The sequence below is a fragment of the Bradyrhizobium sp. Leo170 genome (assembly GCF_004296405.1).
Classification (GTDB): Bacteria; Pseudomonadota; Alphaproteobacteria; order Rhizobiales; family Xanthobacteraceae; genus Bradyrhizobium.
In genome coordinates, this window is sequence record NZ_PSRR01000070.1 from 1 (window position 1) to 20,357 (window position 20,357).

19 protein-coding genes and 2 pseudogenes are annotated in these 20,357 nt (G+C 64.0%); 10 read left to right on the forward strand and 11 right to left on the reverse strand.

The features are described from left to right. A partial coding sequence (locus CWO89_RS14720; protein WP_207234482.1) for a protein adenylyltransferase SelO family protein occupies nt 1–328 on the reverse strand: 328 nt, incomplete at its 3' end. A 190-nt stretch (nt 329–518) separates the two neighbouring features. Here CWO89_RS14720 and aspS point away from each other — a divergent pair. After that, nucleotides 519–2,291, forward strand: coding sequence for an aspartate--tRNA ligase (aspS, locus tag CWO89_RS14725; protein WP_130579519.1), 1,773 nt, complete (start codon nt 519–521; stop codon nt 2,289–2,291). Between the two features lie 116 nt (nt 2,292–2,407). On the opposite strand, the gene CWO89_RS14730 is transcribed toward aspS, so the two are convergent. Next, nucleotides 2,408–4,372 carry an aq_1923 C-terminal domain gene (locus CWO89_RS14730; protein ID WP_130579520.1) on the reverse strand — a complete coding sequence of 655 codons (1,965 nt, stop codon included), beginning with the start codon at nt 4,370–4,372 and terminating at the stop codon, nt 2,408–2,410. 244 nt (nt 4,373–4,616) lie between these two features. Between CWO89_RS14730 and CWO89_RS14735 the strand changes: the two genes are divergently transcribed. After that, entirely contained in the window at nt 4,617–6,926 is a 2,310-nt protein-coding gene (locus tag CWO89_RS14735) for an NADP-dependent malic enzyme (protein WP_130579521.1), read from the forward strand. Nucleotides 6,927–7,014: 88 nt separating this feature from the next. Further along, nucleotides 7,015–7,467 carry a DoxX family protein gene (locus CWO89_RS14740; RefSeq protein ID WP_130579522.1) on the forward strand — a complete coding sequence of 151 codons (453 nt, stop codon included), beginning with the start codon at nt 7,015–7,017 and terminating at the stop codon, nt 7,465–7,467. A gap of 106 nt (nt 7,468–7,573) precedes the next feature. On the opposite strand, the gene CWO89_RS14745 is transcribed toward CWO89_RS14740, so the two are convergent. The 4 genes and pseudogenes from CWO89_RS14745 to CWO89_RS14760 all read right to left on the reverse strand — a co-directional run bounded on the left by CWO89_RS14745 (nt 7,574) and on the right by CWO89_RS14760 (nt 11,705). Next, complete coding sequence (locus tag CWO89_RS14745) at nt 7,574–8,134, reverse strand: dihydrofolate reductase family protein (protein WP_245476287.1); 561 nt, start codon at nt 8,132–8,134, stop codon at nt 7,574–7,576. 14 nt (nt 8,135–8,148) lie between these two features. Further along, on the reverse strand, nt 8,149–9,150 hold the full coding sequence (locus tag CWO89_RS14750) for a polysaccharide deacetylase family protein (protein ID WP_130579523.1): 1,002 nt from the start codon (nt 9,148–9,150) through the stop codon (nt 8,149–8,151). 89 nt (nt 9,151–9,239) lie between these two features. Beyond that, nucleotides 9,240–9,868: pseudogene (locus tag CWO89_RS14755) on the reverse strand (glutathione peroxidase). Nucleotides 9,869–9,953: 85 nt separating this feature from the next. Continuing rightward, nucleotides 9,954–11,705, reverse strand: coding sequence for a L,D-transpeptidase family protein (locus tag CWO89_RS14760; RefSeq protein ID WP_130579524.1), 1,752 nt, complete (start codon nt 11,703–11,705; stop codon nt 9,954–9,956). A 228-nt stretch (nt 11,706–11,933) separates the two neighbouring features. Here CWO89_RS14760 and CWO89_RS14765 point away from each other — a divergent pair, with 228 nt between their 5' ends. Then, entirely contained in the window at nt 11,934–12,482 is a 549-nt protein-coding gene (locus tag CWO89_RS14765) for a CreA family protein (protein ID WP_502702907.1), read from the forward strand. A gap of 12 nt (nt 12,483–12,494) precedes the next feature. Here CWO89_RS14765 and CWO89_RS14770 read toward each other — a convergent pair whose 3' ends face one another. Next, nucleotides 12,495–12,710, reverse strand: a complete 216-nt coding sequence (locus tag CWO89_RS14770) for a hypothetical protein (protein WP_245476304.1) — start codon at nt 12,708–12,710, stop codon at nt 12,495–12,497. 454 nt (nt 12,711–13,164) lie between these two features. Between CWO89_RS14770 and CWO89_RS45845 the strand changes: the two genes are divergently transcribed. Both CWO89_RS45845 and CWO89_RS14780 read left to right on the forward strand, forming a co-directional pair. Continuing rightward, nucleotides 13,165–13,326 carry a hypothetical protein gene (locus CWO89_RS45845; RefSeq protein ID WP_165421151.1) on the forward strand — a complete coding sequence of 54 codons (162 nt, stop codon included), beginning with the start codon at nt 13,165–13,167 and terminating at the stop codon, nt 13,324–13,326. A gap of 97 nt (nt 13,327–13,423) precedes the next feature. After that, nucleotides 13,424–13,828, forward strand: a complete 405-nt coding sequence (locus tag CWO89_RS14780; RefSeq protein ID WP_130579545.1) for a hypothetical protein — start codon at nt 13,424–13,426, stop codon at nt 13,826–13,828. Between the two features lie 178 nt (nt 13,829–14,006). Here CWO89_RS14780 and CWO89_RS14785 read toward each other — a convergent pair whose 3' ends face one another. Genes CWO89_RS14785 through pdxR form a run of 3 tightly spaced genes read right to left on the reverse strand, consistent with a single transcriptional unit; the run spans nt 14,007 to nt 15,980 of the window. Continuing rightward, entirely contained in the window at nt 14,007–14,255 is a 249-nt protein-coding gene (locus CWO89_RS14785) for a DUF6719 family protein (RefSeq protein WP_130579546.1), read from the reverse strand. 16 nt (nt 14,256–14,271) lie between these two features. After that, nucleotides 14,272–14,424, reverse strand: coding sequence for a hypothetical protein (locus CWO89_RS45850; protein ID WP_165421152.1), 153 nt, complete (start codon nt 14,422–14,424; stop codon nt 14,272–14,274). Nucleotides 14,425–14,480: 56 nt separating this feature from the next. Then, nucleotides 14,481–15,980: a MocR-like pyridoxine biosynthesis transcription factor PdxR gene (gene pdxR, locus CWO89_RS14790; protein WP_130579526.1), complete on the reverse strand. Its 1,500-nt coding sequence runs from the start codon at nt 15,978–15,980 to the stop codon at nt 14,481–14,483. A 76-nt stretch (nt 15,981–16,056) separates the two neighbouring features. Here pdxR and CWO89_RS14795 point away from each other — a divergent pair, with 76 nt between their 5' ends. Further along, nucleotides 16,057–16,779 carry a pyridoxamine 5'-phosphate oxidase family protein gene (locus CWO89_RS14795; protein WP_130579527.1) on the forward strand — a complete coding sequence of 241 codons (723 nt, stop codon included), beginning with the start codon at nt 16,057–16,059 and terminating at the stop codon, nt 16,777–16,779. Nucleotides 16,780–16,849: 70 nt separating this feature from the next. After that, a pseudogene (locus CWO89_RS14800) lies at nt 16,850–18,127 on the forward strand (ArgE/DapE family deacylase). Nucleotides 18,128–18,238: 111 nt separating this feature from the next. Here CWO89_RS14800 and CWO89_RS14805 read toward each other — a convergent pair. Further along, nucleotides 18,239–19,027: a cobalamin-binding protein gene (locus CWO89_RS14805; protein WP_130579528.1), complete on the reverse strand. Its 789-nt coding sequence runs from the start codon at nt 19,025–19,027 to the stop codon at nt 18,239–18,241. A gap of 120 nt (nt 19,028–19,147) precedes the next feature. Between CWO89_RS14805 and CWO89_RS14810 the strand changes: the two genes are divergently transcribed. After that, nucleotides 19,148–19,546, forward strand: a complete 399-nt coding sequence (locus tag CWO89_RS14810) for a PaaI family thioesterase (RefSeq protein ID WP_130579529.1) — start codon at nt 19,148–19,150, stop codon at nt 19,544–19,546. Between the two features lie 165 nt (nt 19,547–19,711). Further along, entirely contained in the window at nt 19,712–20,326 is a 615-nt protein-coding gene (locus CWO89_RS14815) for a GNAT family N-acetyltransferase (RefSeq protein WP_130579530.1), read from the forward strand. The last annotated feature ends 31 nt before the right edge of the window (nt 20,327–20,357 follow it).

Genomic DNA, 20,357 nt, shown 5'->3' on the forward strand with positions numbered 1-20,357 from the left:
GCTGGATGTCGCGGCGGACGCCGTCCCGGTCGATGACCTCGCCGAGCAGGATGGCGCGGCCGTCGCCGAGTTGCGGAACGAACTGGCCGAACTGGTGGCCGGCATAGGCCATCGCGATCGGGTCAGCGCCCTCGGGCAGGCGCTTGCCGGCAAGGATTTCCGCTCCCTCCGGGGTTTCCAGCAGGTCCGGATCAAGCCCGAGTTGAACCGCGAGCGGCCGGTTGAGCTTGATCAGGCGCGGGGCGGCAACCGGGGTGGGCGCAACGCGGGCGAAAAAGTTCGCCGGCAGCGCCGCATAGGTGTTCTGGAAGGGGAAATGCACCGTCATGGCCTAAAGATAGGCGCAGGCCTCGAATAGGCAAACACTTCGCGCCGTCGGGGCCGAAAATGTCCGGTTCGGGCGCAAATCAGGGCGTTCCCTTGGTTGCCGCCCCTCGCGGCCTCGGGTAAACCCACCCGCAATCGGGCAGGCCGTTGGCCGCCCGATTCGAACCCTCCGACATCTGTTTGGGAAGTCCATGCATCGCTACCGGTCACATACATGCGGCGCGCTCCGCGAGAGCCATATCGGCGAGACGGTCCGCCTTTCCGGCTGGGTCCATCGCGTTCGCGACCATGGCGGCGTGCTGTTCATCGACCTGCGCGACCATTACGGCATCACCCAATGCGTGGCGGACCCGGATTCGGCGGCGTTCCACGATGCCGAAAAGCTGCGCTCGGAGTGGGTGGTGCGGATGGACGGCAAGGTCCGCCGCCGCCCCGAGGGTACCGACAATCCGGAACTTCCGACCGGACAGGTCGAGATCTATGTCAGCGAGATCGAGGTGCTCGGCCCCGCCGCCGAGCTGCCATTGCCGGTGTTCGGCGAGCAGGAATATCCTGAAGACATAAGGCTTAAGTACCGTTTCCTCGACCTGCGTCGCGAGAAGCTGCACCAGAACATCATGACCCGCGGCGCGGTCGTCGATTCCATGCGCAAGCGGATGAAGGAGCAGGGCTTCTTCGAATTCCAGACGCCGATCCTGACGGCATCCTCGCCGGAGGGCGCGCGCGACTTCCTGGTGCCCTCGCGCATTCATCCTGGGAAATTCTACGCGCTGCCGCAGGCGCCGCAGCAGTACAAGCAATTGATCATGATGTCGGGCTTCGATCGCTATTTCCAGATCGCGCCCTGCTTCCGCGACGAGGACCCGCGCGCCGACCGCCTGCCGGGCGAATTCTACCAGCTCGACGTCGAGATGAGTTTTGTCACGCAGGAAGACGTGTTCGCGGCGATGGAGCCGGTCATCACAGGCGTGTTCGAGGATTTTGCCAAGGGCAAGCCGGTGACGAAGAACTGGCCTCGGATTCCGTTTGCGGAGGCGATCCGCAATTACGGCACCGACAAGCCCGACCTGCGCAACCCGATCGTGATGCAGGAGGTCTCCGAGCATTTCCGCGGCTCCGGCTTCAAGGTGTTCGCGCGAATGCTCGAGGACCCGAAGAACCAGGTGTGGGCGATCCCGGCCAAGGGCGGCGGCAGCCGCGCGTTCGCCGACCGCATGAATTCCTGGGCGCAGGGCGAGGGGCAGCCCGGCCTCGGCTACATCTTCTGGCGCGAAGGCGGCGAGGGCGCGGGTCCGCTTGCGAACAACATCGGCCCCGAACGCACTGCGGCGATCCGCGAACAACTCGGGCTGCAGGAAGGCGATGCGGCGTTCTTCGTTGCCGGCGAGCCCGACAAGTTCTGGAAGTTCGCCGGCCTTGCGCGCACCAAGCTCGGTGAGGAATTGAACCTGATCGATAAGGACCGGTTCGAACTCGCCTGGATCGTCGACTTCCCGATGTATGAGTACAACGAGGAAGACAAGAAGGTCGATTTCTCGCACAACCCGTTCTCGATGCCGCAGGGCGGATTGGAAGCGCTGCAGACGCAGGATCCGCTGACCATCAAGGCGTTCCAGTACGACATCGCCTGCAACGGCTACGAGATCGCCTCTGGCGGCATCCGTAACCACAAGCCGGAAGCGATGGTGAAGGCATTCCAGATCGCGGGCTATGGCGAAGAGGACGTGGTCGAGCGTTTCGGCGGCATGTACCGGGCCTTCCAGTACGGCGCGCCGCCGCATGGCGGCATGGCGGCGGGGCTCGATCGTATCGTGATGCTGTTGTGCGGCACCACGAACCTGCGTGAGATCTCGCTGTTCCCGATGAACCAGCAGGCCGTCGATCTCCTGATGGGCGCGCCGTCGGAAGCCACGACGAAGCAGCTCCGCGAGCTTCACGTCAGGGTCAACCTGCCGAACAAGTGATGCGCGTAGCCCGGGTGGAGCGCCAGCGTAACCCGGGGGCATCTGCGTCGGAGTTTACGAGCGGTCCCGGGTTACGCTGGCGCTTCACCCGGGCTACGGCAGCATCTAGAGTCCCGTCAGGCCTCGACGTGGAATTGCGCGAGCGCGATCAGCGGGTCGGTCTTGAGGAGCTGAACGAGCTGGAGTCCCGGCACCTTGCCGCGGGGCGTCAGCTTGATGATCAGCGTTTGTCCGGGGCTCTCGACAAAGCGGATCACGGCGTCCACTGCTGCAGTCGCATCTGGATTGGCGGCGATGGTTTGGCCAAACGCCTTGATCTGGTCGATGATGGCGCCTCTTGCCGCCTCGCGACTGACGTTCTGGGCGCGGGCATATTGCGCAACCGCAAGATCGACGCAGCCGCTGTCGCGCAAGCTGAGCTCGATGGCTCCGGCCTCAATCTGGCCGGCGAGGCTCGCTGCTTGCACCGGATCGGTGGAGAACACGGCTCGGGGCACATTGGCGAGCGCAATGCGGGCCGATGCCTTCAGCAGGTTGCCGATTTCGAGGCTTGCGGGCGCGAGCACGAAGGCGCCGGACTGTTCGGTCCAGCCGGCGCCGAGATCGATGTCGATGGCCGCCCGGTCGATGCCGGCCGCGACAAACGGCTGCATCGCCGGATCGGTGGCATCAATCGGGACGTTCAGCTTCGCCAGAAGATGCGCTTTGCTTGGGACGGGGCCGACGAACTGGCCCCAGCCCAGGCTGATGGTGTCGATATTGATGAGCTTGTTGGTGTCGCGGAAGGGCGTGGCGGCGCCCTTGACCTCGACGCCTTCGAACACTCTGAACAGACCGAAAATTTCATCCGGCGTGGGCCTTGGCTCGGCGTTGGCACGCGCCGCGAAGCGCATCAATTGCGGGATGTCGAAGGAATTCAGCGCAAGACGGTCGAACCTGAACGGCCCCTTTGGCGTCTCGACGTCCAGGCCTTCAAGCGCCAATTGGCCGCGGCCGTTTTCCAGATTGGCGCGGATCGCCGCCAGCTTGAAAGGTCCCTGCGGCGTCCGCATCGTGTGTCCGCGCAATTCCGCATTGCCGATGCGAATGCCCTCATAGACGCCAGCCATCTTCTCCATGATCTCGCGCGCCTGGGCCTGGGTCGGAGGGCCGGCTCCGGGCTGCGGCATCAGCGCGAGGATCGCCGCCAGTTGCAGCTTTGACGGCCGCACCGCGATATCGTCGACCGTGATGCTGTCGATCTGCGCCCGCATGCCCTGGTCGGTGGCGAGTACATAGGGGCCGGCCGAGACTTGCCGGTAGATGCGATGATAGCTGTCGTCGTTCGACCTTTCGGGATCGAGCACGGTGCCGGCCGCTGCAGCGTCGAAATCATGGGCGACGAGATTGGAGAGGTTGCCGGTAAGCTTCTCGCGCTTGCCCGCCTGCGGCGTGTTCACCGTGAAAGTGAACCCGTCCGCCTTGGTGCTGGCGACCTTGCCATCCCTGATATCCTGCAGCCTAATGCCCGAATAGGCGAACTCGCCACCATCAGGCGTCGCCGCGCCGCCATTGATCGTGCCGGTCACCGAGGGGATTGTGACCGACGAGGCCGCGATGCCGGTGAACTGCTGAAGCGCAAAGCGATAGATGTCGAGCAGGGATTCCGAGGCCGGCAGTTGCGCCGGGTTGGAGGGGCCGGAATAATCCTTCACCGTGAAGCGCGGCACCTTGTAGGTGACCTTGGCCGGGACCTTGTCGGTCACCTCGGTTGCCAGCTCGATGTCGGTCAGTTCGATGCTGTCGGCCGAGATGCGGGCACGGTCGGGCTGGCGGACGCCGGTGGCGGTCAGGCTCGCGATCCGCAGCCGCGCCGGTGGCTGCGCCGCCGATTCGCCCACGATGTCCACGACCGTGACGGTGCGCGCCAGCATATCCACCGTCACCTTGCCATGGCTCGCCTTGCCGCCGGCGGCGCGGACTTGCGCGAAGGCCGCCCCGATGCCGCTGGTCATGCGATGCTGCACGTAGAGATTGAAGCCGAGCAGGCCGGCGGCGGCGACCACGACCGCGGCGATCAGGCCGATCAATATCCGTATCATCCGGTCAGCTCCGAATTACCGATCATCCTGGGGACAAATTGCCATGTTCTCAAGGGGATGACCGGAGAAGGAAAGGGCGGTATGGCTTCAAATATTGCGCAGCCGGGCGGCTGTTGACGGGAGTGCGATCCGATGTTGCATCGAGGGGGCCCGGCGTGCTTCACATCCGGCTCCATCTGCCGGACAACTGGCCTTGTTAGACCCGCACAGAATAAGAGCTTGAGGCCGGAAACGCGAGAGTACGATGTCATCCTCTTCTGAAGATCTCCATTCGGCGGCGCTGGCCTATCACCGGTTGCCGCGCCCGGGCAAACTTGAGATACAGGCGATCAAGCCGCTCGCCAACCAGCGCGACCTCGCGCTCGCCTATTCGCCCGGCGTCGCCGCCGCCTGCACCGAGATCGCGAAGAACCCCGCCGAGGCCGCCTCGCTGACGGCGCGCGCGAATCTGGTCGCGGTGGTCAGTAACGGTACCGCAGTGCTTGGGCTTGGCAATATCGGCCCGCTGGCCTCGAAGCCGGTGATGGAAGGCAAGGCGGTGCTGTTCAAGAAATTCGCCGGCATCGACGTGTTCGACATCGAGATCAAGGCCGACACGATCGAGCGCGTGGTCGAGACGGTGGCGGCGCTGGAGCCGACCTTCGGCGGCATCAATCTGGAGGACATCCGCGGGCCCGAGTGTTTCGAGATCGAGGCGCAGCTCAAGGAGCGGATGAAGATCCCGGTCTTCCACGACGACCAGCATGGCACCGCGATCATCGTCGGGGCTGCGATCGTCAATGCGCTGCTGTTGAACGGCAAGAAGTTGTCCGAGGTGAAGATCGTCTGCTCCGGCGCGGGCGCGGCCGCGATCGCCTGCCTCAATCTCTTGGTGTCGATGGGGGCGCAGCGCAAGAACATCTGGGTCTGCGACATCGACGGTGTCGTGCATGAGGGCCGCAACACCTTGATGGACCGCTGGAAGGCGGTCTATGCGCAGAAGACAGACGCACGGGTTTTGGCCGACGTGATCGGCGGCGCCGACATCTTCCTAGGACTCTCGGCGCCGAATGTGCTGAAGCCGGAAATGGCAAAGCAGATGGCGGAGGATCCGCTGATCATGGCGCTCGCCAACCCGGTGCCGGAGATCATGCCGGACGAGGCGCGGAAAGCGCGCCCTGACGCCATGATCTGCACCGGACGTTCGGACTTCCCGAATCAGGTCAACAATGTCCTGTGCTTTCCCTTCATCTTCCGCGGCGCGCTCGACGTCGGCGCGACCGCGATCAACGAGGCGATGAAGCATGCGGCGGTGGACGCGATCGCGCAGCTCGCGCGCGATCCGCCCTCGGACGCGGTCGCGTCGCGCTACGACACCGGTGAGACGCAGGGTTTCGGGCCCGGCTCGCTGATCCCAAGCCCGTTCGACCCGCGCCTGATCCTGCGCATCGCGCCGGCGGTGGCGAGGGCGGCGATGGAATCGGGCGTTGCGACGCGGCCAATCAAGAATTTCGACGAATATACCGCCCTGCTCGAGCGCTTCGCGTTCCGCTCCGGTCTCGTCATGAAGCCGATGTTCGCGAAGGCCAAGACGCAGCCGGTGCGCGTGATCTATGCCGAAGGCGAGGACGAGCGCGTGCTGCGCGCCACGCAAGTGGTGCTGGAAGAGAAGCTGGCGCGGCCGATCCTGGTCGGGCGGCCCTCGGTGGTCGAAGCCCGCATCAAGCGCTTCGGCCTCGCGATCAAGGCCGGCAAGGATTTCGACCTCATCAATCCCGAGGACGATCCGCGCTACCGTTCCTATGTGCAGTCCTATATCGACGTCGCGGGCCGGCGCGGCGTGACGCCCGATGCGGCGCGCACGGTGGTGCGCACCAACAACACGGTCATCGCGGCGCTCGCCGTGGTACGCGGCGAGGCGGATGCCATGCTGTGCGGCGTCGAGGGCCGCTACATGAGCCATCTGCGCCACGTGCGCGAGATCATCGGCTTCCTGCCTGGCGTCAGCGACTACGCGGCGCTGGCGCTGATGATCTCGACCAAGGGCGCCTATTTCATTGCGGATACGCAGGTACGGCCGAATCCCAGCCCGGAAGAGCTGTCGGAGATGGCATCGCTCGCGGCGATCCACGTCCAACGCTTCAACTTCAAGCCCAGGGTCGCGTTCGTGTCGCATTCGGATTTCGGCAGCTATGACACCGAATCCTCGCGCAAGATGCGGCGCGCCACGCAGCTTCTTAAAGAAAAGCATCCGGAGATCGAAGCCGACGGCGAGATGCAGGGCGACACCGCGCTGTCCAAGGCCGTGCGCGACCTGGTGCTCCCGGGATCGAAGCTGGAAGGCGAGGCCAACATCCTGATCATGCCGAATCTCGATGCGGCCAATATTGCCTACCAGATGATCAAGTTGCTGGGTGATGCGCTTCCCGTCGGCCCGATCCTGATCGGCCCGGCACGGACGGCGCATATCCTGACGCCATCGGTGACGGCGCGCGGTGTCCTCAACATGACGGCGGTCGCAGCGGTCGAGGCCCAGGAGCGTGCGGGCCGCGCGCAGCCGACCTTGTTCGGCTAGGCGGAGACGAATTCGAATTGCTCGCGGCAGGCGGAACGACCATAATCGTTCCGCGCTCGGTTCACGACTGTGATCAATGGGGACGACCATGCCGGGGTTCATTGCTTTCGGACGGGTTTTGTTCGCCGTCCTGTTCATCTATTCGGGAGCAACCAAGCTGTTGGCGATCCAGGCGACCGCGGATTCCTTCGCAGCCAAGATCACCATTCCCGAGATTGCAGCGCCCTATGCGCACCAGCTTGAAACCTTGGCGGCAATGCCGATCATGCAATTGATCGCAATTTCGGTCGGCGTGTTCGAAGTCATCGCCGGCCTGATGATCGCATTGAACTGGCTGGTGCGATTCTTCTCGATCCTGCTCATCATCCTCGTGGTCGGCGCGACCTTCTACTTCCACGATTTCTGGAATCAGCCGGCGCCTGAAAACGCCCACACGCTGATGGAGGCGCTGAAGAACCTGTCGATCATCGGCGCGCTGTTCATCCTCGCCGGCTACGGCCGCACGCCGCGGAGCGCTGAGGCCGCCTACGGCGATGCATGAGAGACTTGTAGCCCGGGTGGAGCGGAACGCGTAACCCGGGACGGCGGTATCCGTATTTGCGAGCGGCCCCGGGTTACGCTGGCGCTTCACCCGGGCTACGGCAGCCTCACGCTGTGTCGCGCCGCCACGGCGTGACGGTGACGCCTTGGTTCGCATCGAGGATTTGCGGCTCGCCTGGCTTCAATCTGTGCGATGCAAGGATTTGCTGCGGCGAGCGGGCAGGGACGCCGGGAAAGCAAGGCTCTCCGTCCGGCAGATTCACCCGCGATGCCTGCGACAGCCAGAACGTGTCGTAGCGGTCCATGAACATGTCGAACACCGAGGGGCCGCCGATGATCGCGACGGTGCCGGAGGTGACGCCCGCTTGCGCGCTCGCCGTCTCGAACGTGGCACCGGCGGGATTCCAGAGCGTGGCTTGCGGATTTGCGGGATCGGGCGCGGCGGCGCGCACTTTGCGCGTCACGATGATGCGTTTTCGCTGTGGCGAGTTCGGCTGGTCCTCGTAGGAATTGCGGCCATGCACGATCAAGTCGGCGCGGTCGAGGGCGGCGGAGAAGAATCTCTTGTCGCCCTCGAACTTCAATTGGTCCGGCATCACGTTATCGGCGCTGGCCAGCCGGCCATCGGCGGAGACGATCACATAGCCTTCGAAACGCAACGCCGGCACGATCGCTTCGCGCGCTATTCCGAAACCGTCGTCACGACGCTGTTGACCGGCCGCGCACTCACCGTCGGCAGCTTGGCGTCCTTGGCCAGCTCTTCCTCATATTGCGGCAGCACCTGCACCGGCGCTTTCGCGCGCATCGCCACGACCTTGTAGCCGCCGGCCTTCAGCCGGCTCAACAGTTCGGGCAGGGCTTCCGCGGTGTGCTTCTGGAAGTCGTGCATCAGGATGATGCCCTTGCCGAGCTTGTCGACCTTCTTCATCACGGTGTCGATCACCGTCTGCGGCTTGCTCGCCTTGAAGTCGAACGAGTCGAGGTCACAGGAGAAGATGGCGATGTTGCGGGTGCCGAGATAGGTCACCATTTCCGGCGGATGCTGCAGCGCCGGGAAGCGGAAGAACGGCGAAGGCGCCACGCCGAGCGCCCACTTGACCGCAGCGAAGCCCTTCTCGATCTCGTCCTTGCGCTGGTCTTCCGTCAGCTTCTTGTTGTTCAGGTTGGCATGCGACCAGGTGTGCGCGCCGACCGTGTGGCCGGCATTGTAAACCTGCTTGAGGATCTCGGGATGGTAGGTCGCGTGCTTGCCGATCGGGAAGAAGATGCCGGTGGTGCATTCGTCCGCCAGCGCCTTCAGCACGGCAGGCGTGTTGTTCGGCCATGGGCCGTCGTCGAAGGTGAGGACCACCTCGTGGTCGCGCAGGAAGTCGAGCTGCTTGAAATGCTCGAAACCGAAGCCGGGTCCGCCGGTGGTGTCGATCTCGACCGTGCGGCCGACGCCGAGCGCGTTCGGATTGTTGCAAGCGGCGCGCGCGGGCTGCGGTGGCTGCGCGGGGGCGGCCGCAGGAACCGGCGCTGGTGCCGCCTGCGGAGCGGCCGCCTGCTGTGCAGGCGCTGGAGCAGCGTTCGCACCCTTGGCGACGGGAGCACCTTTGACCGCGGGAGGAGTCTGCGACCAAACCGCGGTGGACGAGAGCAGCGAAACCACACCCGCAAAAATCAGACCTGCCGCAATGCGCATGGCTGTGTTCCCTAGAGCTATCGTGCGGATGAAGGTATCCAATACCCGCCCGAACTGCCTCCTACCCCAACTAATAGTAGCCTAGATGGTCACCCCCCGCCAATGCAACGGAGGCCGACTTCCTGCACAGGTAAATTGCAGGGATCAGGCCGCCGCCAGCGCCCGGGCATGGTGGTCTTGACCCTCGTATCCTCCGGCGCAACCGACTCAGGGAAGACGTCGGCGATGTAGCCGTCGCGGCCGATCAGATATTTGTGAAAGTTCCAGCGCGGGACATCCTTCGGGCGCGCCTCGGCAGCCCATCTGTAGAAGGGATGTGCATTGGGGCCTTTCACGACGGCCTTGGCCGCCATCGGGAAGGTGACGCCATATTGGTGATGCGCGGTCTCGGCGATCTCGCTTGCCCCGCCGGGTTCCTGGCTGCCGAAATCGTTCGAGGGGACGCCGATGATGACGAGGCCGCGGTCGCGGAACTCCGTCCACAGGGCCTGCAGCCCCGCATATTGTGGGGTGAAGCCACAGAGCGAGGCGGTGTTGACGATCAGGAGCGGCCGGCGGCATGCTCGGCAAGCCGGATGTCTCCGCCCTGCAGCGCCGGAAACGAGAAGGCATAGGCGGTAACGCGACTCATCGCCGGCTCCGCCCGCAAGGTCCGCGAGCATAAGGGGTCGGCCAATACCGCCACCGCACCCGCGACAAAGATCCTGCGGCTGATCATGGCCATTCCCCTTCGGCGTGAAGATTCGCGGAACAATAACCCGGCCGAGCGGCGCGTGGCTTTCAACATGCCGTTACGGAGATGCCTAGCGCAGCGGGATGATGAAGTCGGTGCCTTCGCCGGTTTCGCCCTGGTTGATGCCCTGGTCGGAGACGATGATCGAGCCGCCTGACGTCAGCGCCTCGTTGACGCGCGCCATTGCGTCCTGCGGGATGGTGATGCGGTCGAGCGCCTCCGCCGGGCTGTTGGCGAGCGGCTGCGGCTTGACCTCGGCGGCGGCGGTTGCGGCGCGGCGGCGCCGTCCCGGATACGCATCTTCCTCGAGACGCACGGCTGTGCGTGCAGTCGGCAGCGAGACCACCGACCAGTGCAGGAGATTGGGATCGCTCTTGTCGACCTGGGCGGTGAACACATGCGTGCCCAGCGGCCGGTCGCCAGATGCGATCACCACGGGCACCTCGAACAGCGGCGCAAAATTCTGCCGAACGTAAAGCTTGGAATCCTTGCGGCTGATCAGAACGGCGATCTGGCCGGTCCGCTTCGGCTGATCGAGCTTTGCGGCGCCCGGCAAACGTGAAGCATCCTTCTTGACGTCGGCAGCAGGTGTTTCGCCCGACTTGGCGGGCTCGGCGGGTGTCTCGGCAGCCTTTATCTCGGGAGCTTCGGGCTCGGTCGATTTTGCGACGTCGACCTTGGGCGCATCCTGCTTGACCGCTTCGGCCGTTGTTTCGGCCTTCACGCGTTGACCAGCAGTGGCTTCGGTTTTCGAAGCTTCGGTGCTGGCGGTGATCTCGATCGGATGCTCGCCGGCTGATTTCGCTTCGCCGATCGTGCTGTCGTCCAGCCCGGCGTCGGAAGCGCTTACGGCGGCGGTCTTGGTGAGTGCGGCTTCGGTTTCCGCCTTCGCCTCATCGGGCGCAGCACCTGTGACTTCGCTCTTCAAGGACTCGTCAGCCTTCGCGATGGTCGCGCCAGCTAACGTGAGAGAGGGACGGTCGGCCGGCATCGCACCGCTGGCGTCCGCGGTATGGGTCTGCTCGCGCAGCGATGTTTGCAGCTCGGCATGACCCACGGTCGCGCGCAGCTCGAGACCGTTTTCGTTGGCCGGCTTGAGCTCCGCGCCCTTGTCGCCCTTGTCGCCTTTGACGCCGAGCGGAGCATCCACCTTCGGTTCTTCGGCAACAGGTTGCGGCCCCACCTTTTGCGTGGCGAGCAGCGGATGCGAGAAAGCAGCGGGCGTGATCTCACCGGGCGTGATGATGACGCGTGCGCCCATCTTGGTCCAATTCCACATCTTGATCGCGAATGCCATCGACATCCGGATGCAGCCGTGCGAGGCCGGATAGCCGGGCAGCACGCCGGCATGCATCGCGACACCCGACCAGGTGATCCGCTGCATATAGGGCATCGGCGCGTTGCTATAGATGTTGGAGTGATGGAATTTGTGTTTCTGGATGACGCTGAAGACACCCATCGGGGTGGAGTGGCCCTTCATGCCGGTCGAGACCGGGCTCTCGGCAAAGAGACCGTTGGCGTCAAAGACCCGCATCTTCTGGTCATGGATCGAGACCGTGATGATCAGCGGCGTCTGCGGCTTGATGCCGGTGTCTTTCTCAGGGGCTGCGGCCTTTGCAGCGGGCTTGCGGGGCTTCTGCCGCCGCGGCTGAATCTGCGGCTCGGGCTGGTAGTAGCTGGGATCATAGTTATTCCAGTAGTAGAGCGCGGCATCGGCCTGCGAGGCGGCGCCGAGCGTGCCTACCGTCGCCAGAAGCGCGATCTTCCAAGCCCGTTTACTTGCAGTATGCAATGTCGAAATCCGACGTCCGCTCACGCGCATAGTCCTTAAGATTCCCAGTCCCGATATTGGTTGGTTGTCGCAGAGGCGAAATACGTTCACCAGCGCAGGCACTTTAACCCTTCTGTGATCGCGGTGCTTTTCATAGAAAGCGTAGCAAAAAAGCCTCACATTAGGTTAAACCGGCCACCGCGCCTCTCAATGCGCGCAGCCTTCCCCTGCAGCCTTTTCGCCATACATAGGCCGCGCCAACAACGTAGCGGAGCGATCATGCACGCCAAAGCCATCACTTCTCCGCAACTGCCTTGGAAGAGGCTGGCTTTGGCCACAGTTGTCCTGGCGCTGGGACTGGTGCAGGCGGCGGTCGCTGCCGACGAGCCCGACCTGATCTTCCGCCGCTCCACCGTGTTCAAATGGATTTCGCCCAACGACAAGCTCGCGACCTATGGCGTCGACGATCCCGAGGTCGAGGGCGTGGCCTGTCATTTCACGGTGCCGGAGAAGGGCGGCTTCAAGGGCTGGCTGGGGGTGGCGGAGGAAGTCTCCGACATTTCGCTGGCCTGCCCGCAGATCGGCCCGATCCGCTTCAAGGACAAGATGAGCCAGGGCGACGACATGTTCCGCCAGCGCCGGTCGCTCTTCTTCAAGAAGATGCAAATCGTCCGCGGCTGCGATGCCAAGCGCAACGTGCTCGTCTACATGGTCTATTCGGACAAGCTGATCGAAGGTTCGCCGAAGAACTCGACCTCGTCAGTGCCGATCATGCCCTGGGGGGCGGCCGACACCGTCGTCCAGAAATGCGGCGACTTCATCCAGTAGTGGAAGAGGTGGCTAGAACTGCCGTTTCTTCAATTCAGATCCTCGCATGCCGGCCTGCAGGCGGGCTTGGGGATCGCGGCAGCCCACGAGGCGCACAAGCTTCTGCTGCGCGCATTCATTGTCACCCATGACGTGGATGTCCTGCTGCGACATCGCACCCACCATCTGCTGCTGGCCGGGTTTGCGGGGCGCGGTTTCCTTGCCAACATCGATGTTGCCATTGCCCACGACTGCGATCCTTCGTTGGATTGGGAGAAGTAACTAACGCGCGACCATCAACAAAGGTTGCGAGCTGTGCGACTGAGTCGGCAGAGTAAGTTGTTGGGTTCAGTTCGCTGCAGCGCTCCTAGCGGCCAAAGATTAAGAACTCGCGACGTTGTTGATCGGCACATTGATAATCTAGCGCCAAACCGTGGTTGCCGACGTTGATTTATGTCATTCGCGAGGTGAATCATTTCTTCGCCGGTGGCGAGATACGGCACGAGGGCGCTGGTGTACCAGAAATGCGGGTACTGAAATCATTGCGTTTTTCACACCAATGTTTCGTCGCGCCGAGCCGACGAAACAATTCGGCAGTGGAATGAAACCATTTTGAGGTTTTGGCGCAGATGTCCGGAAACAGGGCGTGGCTATCAAATCGCCAACAAGACGGCGGGAACGCTGGAAGACCGGAGACAGTCAAATGCGGACGATCAGCTTCATCCTTGCCTTCGCCTTCGTTCTGGCTGGACCCTCAATGGCGGGGTCCTCCGACAGCGGCCTTCTGGGCATCGGCGCCTTCTCGTACACGGGTTCGCCGATTGTGAGCGCCACGACTCAAGCTATCGTCGTTGCCGCCAACTGAGCTCCTTTTTGAGCATGATCTTTTCGGAAAACCGGTTTCCACTTTTCCGGATCATGCTCTGAGAAGTCTGCAAGAAAGCCGACGGTAAATGAACTGCATGCTCTTGCGCACCTGTCTCGCCGTCATCGCAGCATTGATCGTTTCTGCCAGTTCCGCGCAGGCGCAGGCGCCGACAACGCATCAGACCCAGCCGGTGCAATTCCGCACCCTGTTCAAGGTGCTGCCCGACCCGCGCGGTGAATTCGTGCGCCAGTGCGCGCCCCACATGCTCGGCCGCTGGGCGCATCCGGAAGCCGTATGCGGCTGCCTGCACGATTACGCTGCCGCCACCGTCGAGGATCCCGATCTGCGCGAAGCCTTGCTGCGCGGGATCAGCGAGACCGGCGTGCCGACGATCGAGACCGACTGGGTGCCGCCGTCAAAGCAGTCTGAGATCGGCCCGACCTTCACCAAGATCGCCAAGCCGACGCTGCAGTGCATGTTCGATCCGGCGACGGAGTAAGCAGCGTTTCTCGATCATCCCACGAGGTCATCGCCCGGCTTGACCGGGCGATCCAGTATTCCGCGGCGCGTTCTGTGCGCACGACTGGCGATGTCGATTACTGGATGCCCGGCCGGAGCCTGTCATCGGGCTCGCCGGAGGCGAGACCCGGTGGCGGGGCGTGACGGAGGGGGGTGTTCTAGCGCTTCTTGGTGCCGAGACGTGGGATGCATTTGCGCACGCGCGTCACGCCCTGGCTCGTCATCTGCGAGCCCGAGACTTCCTTGATCTGGCCCGCGGGGCATGATCCGTCGTCGACCATCACGCGCTGGCCCAGTCGCAAATCAATGATGTCCTGCTCGCGTCCCAGCACCTGCGCCGACGCTGACGATGCGAGCCAGCCAAGCAGCGCGATGCAGCCGACGCGCAGAACTCTTTCCGAAATCATCAGCGTCACTTGAGCGTCACTTCCCTTGGATCTTCAGCCCGTCGGGGCCGACATTGATCTGGAAACCTTCGGGCTGCTTCTTGGCCTGGTAGAGCTGGTAGCCGAGCACGCCGATGACGGCGAGCAGCACACCGATGATCAGATACAGGACGTTGCGATTGCCGGGCATCCGGTATCTCCGCCGTACAGCTTTTCATTTTCAGCTTAATGAGGCGCCGGCGATTCTCATAGAGCTGCGCGGGACGTTGGCGTTTTGGCAACGCGGGCTCTCGGCTTGCGGCGCTCGCGCAGCGCGGCGAGTGACGCCTTCGCCAGTCGTTCGGCCGATGCTTTCAGTTGCGGAAGGTCGTGGCCGGCAAACCCCAGCACGAAGCCGGGCAGGGGACGCGCGCGATGATAGGTCTCCGCAAGCAGCCAGCCGTCGACGCCGGCCGCGCGTCTGGCCTCTGACGCCACGACCGGGTCGGTCGACGGATCGAACCGCGCCACCAGATGCAGGCCCTGCGAGGGCACCGGCACCGACAGCTCACCGTCTGATGCCGCCGCCAGCGTCGAGGCCAGTACGTCACGCGCTTCGCGGTAGAGCCTGCGCACCTTCTTCAGGTTGGCGGCGAAGGCGCCGGAGTTGAGCATGTCAGCGACAGCGCCTTCCATCAGCGTGCCCGGAAAGCGGTCGAGCGCGGCGCGGGCCGCCGTCACCGGGCCGATCAATTTTTCAGGCAGCGCGCAGTAGCCGATGCGCAATCCCGGAAACAGCGTCTTGGCAAACGTGCCCATGTAGATGACGCGCCGGAGATGGTCGATGCCGGCCAGCGACAGCAGGGGAGCGCCGTCATATCTGAACTCGCTGTCGTAATCATCCTCGAACACAAAGGCATCGGCGGCCTTGGCCCAGTCGAGCAGTTCCAGCCGGCGCGGCATCGTCATCTGCACGCCGAGCGGAAACTGATGCGACGGCGTCACATAGGCCGCACGCGCCGCCGGCGCGCGGGCCCGGCCGTTCGCAACCATCATGCCCGATGCGTCGACCGGAACGGAAACCGCGCGATAGCCGCAATGCTCGATGGTTCGGCGCGCGATTGGGTACCCCGGATCCTCGCACCAGATCTGATCGCCGGGCTTGAGGATCGCGCTCAACACGATGCGCAACCCGTGCAGCGTGCCCGACGTCAGCATGATCTGCTCGGGGTCGCAGCGCAGGCCGCGCGCCGACAACAAATGATCGGCGATTGCGGCGCGGAGCTCGCGGCTGCCCCTGGGATCGCCGTAATGGAAATGCACGGTGCTGAAGGCGCGCATCCGTCGCCCGACGAAGGCGCGGAAGCGCTGCAGGGCGCGGCTATCGATATGCGTGCAGCCGAGCGCGAGCGCGCCTTGCTGGGGCGCATCGATGGTGATCTTTGGCTTCGGCGCTTCGCGGGCGCGGGCAGGGATGCGGGCCGCGACGAACGTCCCCGAGCCTGTGGTCGCCACCGCGAACCCGTCCGCGATCAACCGTTCATAGGCGGTGACGACCGCGTTACGGCGAAAGCCGGTCTGCCGTGCCAGCGTGCGGGAGGGCGGCAGCGGCTCGCCCGGTTTGACGATGCCGCCGAGGATGGCGTGGCAAAGCGCCTGGTAGAGGCGCTGCTGGGCGGAGGCGCCCGGTGTGATGTGCGGTCCGGAAAGGTCGAGCGGCAGTTCGGCCTTGCTCGGCGACGCGGAATTGGTCGAAATTTTTCGCATGGAATTGGCACTATCGCAGACCAAATCCGGCGCTACAACTGTTTCGAAACGTTCAAAATCCTAAACAGGAGTTACCGTGAGCGAAGGTGCTGCCGCCTCATATCCGCTGTCACCACGAAACCAAGTGAAGCGCCGCCATGATCGCGGCTTCTACGATCATGAAACCGTTCACCGCATCCTCGACTCCTCGATGCTGTGCCACGTCTCCTATGCGATCGACGGCCAGCCCTATTGCACGCCGACCTTCTTCTGGCGCGAGGGGACGAAGCTTTACTGGCACGGCAGCAGCGCCAGCCGCATGCTGAGGAACCAGTCCGCGGGCCAGAGGGTCTGTCTCACGGTCGCCCATCTCGACAGCCTGGTGCTGGCGCGCTGCGGCTTCAATCATTCGGCTGATTACCGCGCCGTGATGGCATTCGGCAGCGCCTATCTCGTCACCGATCCGGACGAGAAGCAGCGGGCGCTGGTCGCGATGGTCGACCGCTTCTTTCCCGATCGCACCGCGAGCCTGCGGCAGAGCAATGCGCAGGAGATCAAGGCGACATCCTTCATCGCGATGGAGATCGAGGAAGCCTCCGCCAAGATCCGCGCCAAGGGCGTCGCCGATGACGATGAGGATTACGAGCTGCCGATTTATGCCGAGCGCATTCCGGTGCGCACCGTGCTCGGCGCGCCGGAACCTTGCTCGCGGCTGCTCGACGGCGTGACGCGGCCGGCATCACTCGATGGCTATTCGGAAGGCCGTCTGCTCGAAGAAGCATTGCGAGATGCCTATTTTGCGCAGTACCCCGGTGGCTGAGATCACGCTATAGCGGTGTCGGGCAAGCGCCCGTGCGCTTGATGATCGAACCTGGAGTTGGAGCCGCCGCATGAATGCCGATACGCAACAAAGGATCCTGGACGCCGTTGATGCCGGCTTCGATGCGCAGCTTGCGACCACGAAGGAATTCGTCGCGATCCCCTCGACCCGTGGCGCGGAAGGTCCATGCCAGGACATGATCGGCGATCTCCTGCGCGCACGCGGCTACGAGGTCGACGACTGGCATATCAATGTCGACGATCTGAAGGATCTTCGCGGCTTCGGCCCGATCGAGCATGATTTCTCCCGGGCGCGCACGGTGGTCGGCACCTACCGGCCGCCTACCGATGGCGGCAAATCGCTGATCCTGCAGGGGCACTGCGACGTGGTGCCGACCGGTCCGCTCGACATGTGGGAGACGCCGCCATTCTCGCCCACGATCAAGGACGGGCGGATGTACGGCCGCGGCGCCTGCGACATGAAGTCGGGCACGATCGGCGCGCTCTATGCGCTTGATGCGATCAAGGCGGCAGGCTTTCGCCCGACCGGGCGGATCCACTTCCAGTCGGTGATCGAGGAGGAGAGCACCGGCGTCGGCGCGCTCTCGACGCTCCAACGCGGCTATCGTGCCGATGCCTGCTTCATCCCGGAGCCGACCGACGGCAAGATGATCCGCTCGCAGGTCGGCGTGATCTGGTTTCGGCTGAAGGTGCGCGGCTTCCCGGTGCACGTGTTCGAGGCGGGCGCCGGCTCGAACGCGATCATGGCGGCGTATCATCTGATCCACGCGCTGGAGAAGCTCGAAGCCGAGTGGAACGAGCGCGCCAAGGCCGACCGGCATTTCAAGGATGTCGCGCATCCCATCAACTTCAATCCCGGCATCATCAAGGGCGGCGACTGGGCCTCCAGCGTGCCGGCCTGGTGCGACGTCGATTGCCGCATCGCCGTGCTGCCGGGCTAGTCGATCGCGGAGTGCCAGAAGGAGATTTTGGCTTGCGTCTCGGCGGCCGCGCGCGACCATCGTTTCCTCTCCAACAATCCGCCTGAGGTGCAGTGGTCGGGCTTCCTGTCCGAGGGCTATGAGCTGACTGACGCGGCCGCGCCGGAAGCGGCGTTCGCGAAGGCGTTTGGCGCCGTCTATGGCGGCACGGTGGAAGACCGTGCCTTCACCGCGCTCACCGATACCCGCTTCTACGGATTGAACTACAACATCCCGAGCCTGTGCTTCGGCGCCAGCGGCGCGGCGATGCACGGCTTCAACGAATATGTCGATCTGGAGTCGCTGCGCAAATCCACCAAGGCCACCGCACTGTTTATCGCGGAATGGTGTGGGGTGGAGAAGGTGTAAGGCGCCGTAGGGTGGGCAAGGGTCGCGCGAACGCGCGCCCGATGACAGGCTCCGCGTGCTCACCATTCACGGCCGGTGCAAGAGAAGGTGGGCACGCTTCGCTTTGCCCACCTACGAATTCGACGGCCACAACGCCGCGACGATCGCATCCAGCCCATCGGTGAGCGCGGCGGGGCCCGGCTGCAAAATGATCGTCGACTTGATCTCGACGATGCGGTCGTTGCGCACGGCGGGGATGTCGCTCCAGCCGGGGCGGTTGCGGATGCGATTGGGTACCACCTTCTTGCCGCACCAGGAGGCGAGGATCACGTCGGGCGCGGCCTCACGCACGATCTCGGGCGCGATGATGCGATCTTTCGCGGACTTGTGTAACCGCAAGCCTGGCAGCGCGTCTTCGCCGCCGGCGATCTCGATCAGCTCGGAGACCCAGCCGATGCCGCTGATCAGGGGATCGTCCCATTCCTCGAAATAGACTTTTGGCCTCGGCTGCGAACGCGGTGTCGCAGCGATGACGGCGAGGCGCTGCTCGAAATCCGCGGCAAGCCGGTCGGCGCGTTCGGCGGTGCCGACGATGGCGCCGAGGGTGCGGATCATCGCCATGATGCCGGCAATGTCGCGCTGGTTGAAGACGTGGACGTCGACGCCGGCCCGCACGAGATCGGCGACGATGTCGGCCTGGATGTCGGAGAAGGCGAGCACGAGGTCCGGCTCGAGTGCCAGGATCTTCGGGATGTCGGCCGAGATGAACGCCGCGACGCGCGGCTTCTCGCGCCGGACCTGCGGCGGTCGCACCGCATAGCCGGAGACGCCGACGATGCGGTCCTGCTCGCCGAGCAGGTACAGCGTCTCCACGGTCTCCTCGGTGAGGCAGACGATCCGGCGGGGAGGGAAGTGGCGCATCGGAAATCTCTATCGTCGGCCGCATCGTCACGCCGGCCATTACCTCCGACGTCATTGCCTGATTTACCGGCTCCGTCCATTCTCTGCCGCTGCCGCGCGCACAACAAAACGGGAGGACGCATGACGCCGCTGGAAAAGATCCAATCGCTGAAGATGCCGTTTGCGGAACTGAAGGGCGTCATCTTCACGGAGGCCGACAAGGACCGCGTGGTGGCAAAGATGCTGGTGCGGCCGGACCTCTGCACGCTGTATCACACCATCCACGGCGGCGCGGTGATGGCGCTTGCGGACTCGGTCGGGGCGGCCGCGACTGTGATCAATCTGCCCGAGGATGCCGAGGGGACCACGACGATCGAGAGCAAGACCAACTTCATTGGCGGCGCCAAGGAGGGGACCACGGTCATCGCCGTTGCCACGCCCGTGCATCGCGGGCGGCGCACGCAGGTCTGGCAGACCCGATTGGAAACCGAGGACGGCAAGCTGATTGCCATCGTAACCCAGACCCAGATGGTACTTTAGTATGCGCGAAGTCCTGAATTCATCAATAAATTCAATCGGAAAGATCAAGTGAATCCAAATGCGAGATTCGGTGAATCTTCGTACTTGAATTTCATGCTGCGACGCACAATATTGGGCGTCTAGGGATTCGACGCCTCCTCGAGGGCTACCACGAGGAGTTATGGAATGAACTACGATTCTACCCGTTCGGCGCCAGCCAAAGGTACCGTTCGGACCCTCAGCCAGTCGGAATTGCCGCTTTTGCGGGATCATCTGCTGAGGCTGGACCGAACCAGCCGCTATGATCGCTTCCATGGCTTCATGGATGACGGCTTCATCAAGCGCTACGCCGAAAAATGCGCCAGCGACGGCACCGTCATCATCGCCTATTTCGAGAACGGCACGGTGCGCGGTGCGGCCGAATTGCATCCGCCGGAGCAATCGCCGGACGGCGAGCCCGAGATCGCCTTCAGCGTAGAGCGCGCGGCGCGCCGCAAGGGCGTCGGCAGCATCCTGTTCCGCAAGCTGATCGCAGAGGCGCAGGCGAGGGGCTATCGCTCGCTTCGGATCACCACCGGTGCGCAGAACGAGGCGATGCGGACGCTCGCCAGCAAGTTCGGCGCGAAGCTGACGTTCCGCCACGGTGAATCCACGGGCAGCATCGATCTCGCGCGGCATGGCCAGCCGGAACCGGTCCCCGCGGCGGTTGCGCCGCTGGAGGCGGCGCGCGCGATCGCCAATCTCAACCGCGCCTATTGGCAGATGGTGTTCAAGATGTACGGCTGGGGCCGCGCCGCCTGATGGGCGCGCCACTCCGCCCCGGCAATTCGTT

Bases quoted from the DNA above. Each gene is read 5' to 3' on its own strand.
- aspS (WP_130579519.1), top strand. From the start codon at position 519: ATGCATCGCTACCGGTCACATACATGCGGCGCGCTCCGCGAGAGCCAT.
- CWO89_RS14730 (WP_130579520.1), bottom strand. From the start codon at position 4,372: ATGATACGGATATTGATCGGCCTGATCGCCGCGGTCGTGGTCGCCGCC.
- CWO89_RS14735 (WP_130579521.1), top strand. From the start codon at position 4,617: ATGTCATCCTCTTCTGAAGATCTCCATTCGGCGGCGCTGGCCTATCAC.
- CWO89_RS14740 (WP_130579522.1), top strand. From the start codon at position 7,015: ATGCCGGGGTTCATTGCTTTCGGACGGGTTTTGTTCGCCGTCCTGTTC.
- CWO89_RS14750 (WP_130579523.1), bottom strand. From the start codon at position 9,150: ATGCGCATTGCGGCAGGTCTGATTTTTGCGGGTGTGGTTTCGCTGCTC.
- CWO89_RS14760 (WP_130579524.1), bottom strand. From the start codon at position 11,705: ATGCGCGTGAGCGGACGTCGGATTTCGACATTGCATACTGCAAGTAAA.
- CWO89_RS14765 (WP_502702907.1), top strand. From the start codon at position 11,934: ATGCACGCCAAAGCCATCACTTCTCCGCAACTGCCTTGGAAGAGGCTG.
- CWO89_RS45845 (WP_165421151.1), top strand. From the start codon at position 13,165: ATGCGGACGATCAGCTTCATCCTTGCCTTCGCCTTCGTTCTGGCTGGA.
- CWO89_RS14780 (WP_130579545.1), top strand. From the start codon at position 13,424: ATGCTCTTGCGCACCTGTCTCGCCGTCATCGCAGCATTGATCGTTTCT.
- CWO89_RS14785 (WP_130579546.1), bottom strand. From the start codon at position 14,255: ATGATTTCGGAAAGAGTTCTGCGCGTCGGCTGCATCGCGCTGCTTGGC.
- CWO89_RS45850 (WP_165421152.1), bottom strand. From the start codon at position 14,424: ATGCCCGGCAATCGCAACGTCCTGTATCTGATCATCGGTGTGCTGCTC.
- pdxR (WP_130579526.1), bottom strand. From the start codon at position 15,980: ATGCGAAAAATTTCGACCAATTCCGCGTCGCCGAGCAAGGCCGAACTG.
- CWO89_RS14805 (WP_130579528.1), bottom strand. From the start codon at position 19,027: ATGCGCCACTTCCCTCCCCGCCGGATCGTCTGCCTCACCGAGGAGACC.
- CWO89_RS14810 (WP_130579529.1), top strand. From the start codon at position 19,148: ATGACGCCGCTGGAAAAGATCCAATCGCTGAAGATGCCGTTTGCGGAA.
- CWO89_RS14815 (WP_130579530.1), top strand. From the start codon at position 19,712: ATGAACTACGATTCTACCCGTTCGGCGCCAGCCAAAGGTACCGTTCGG.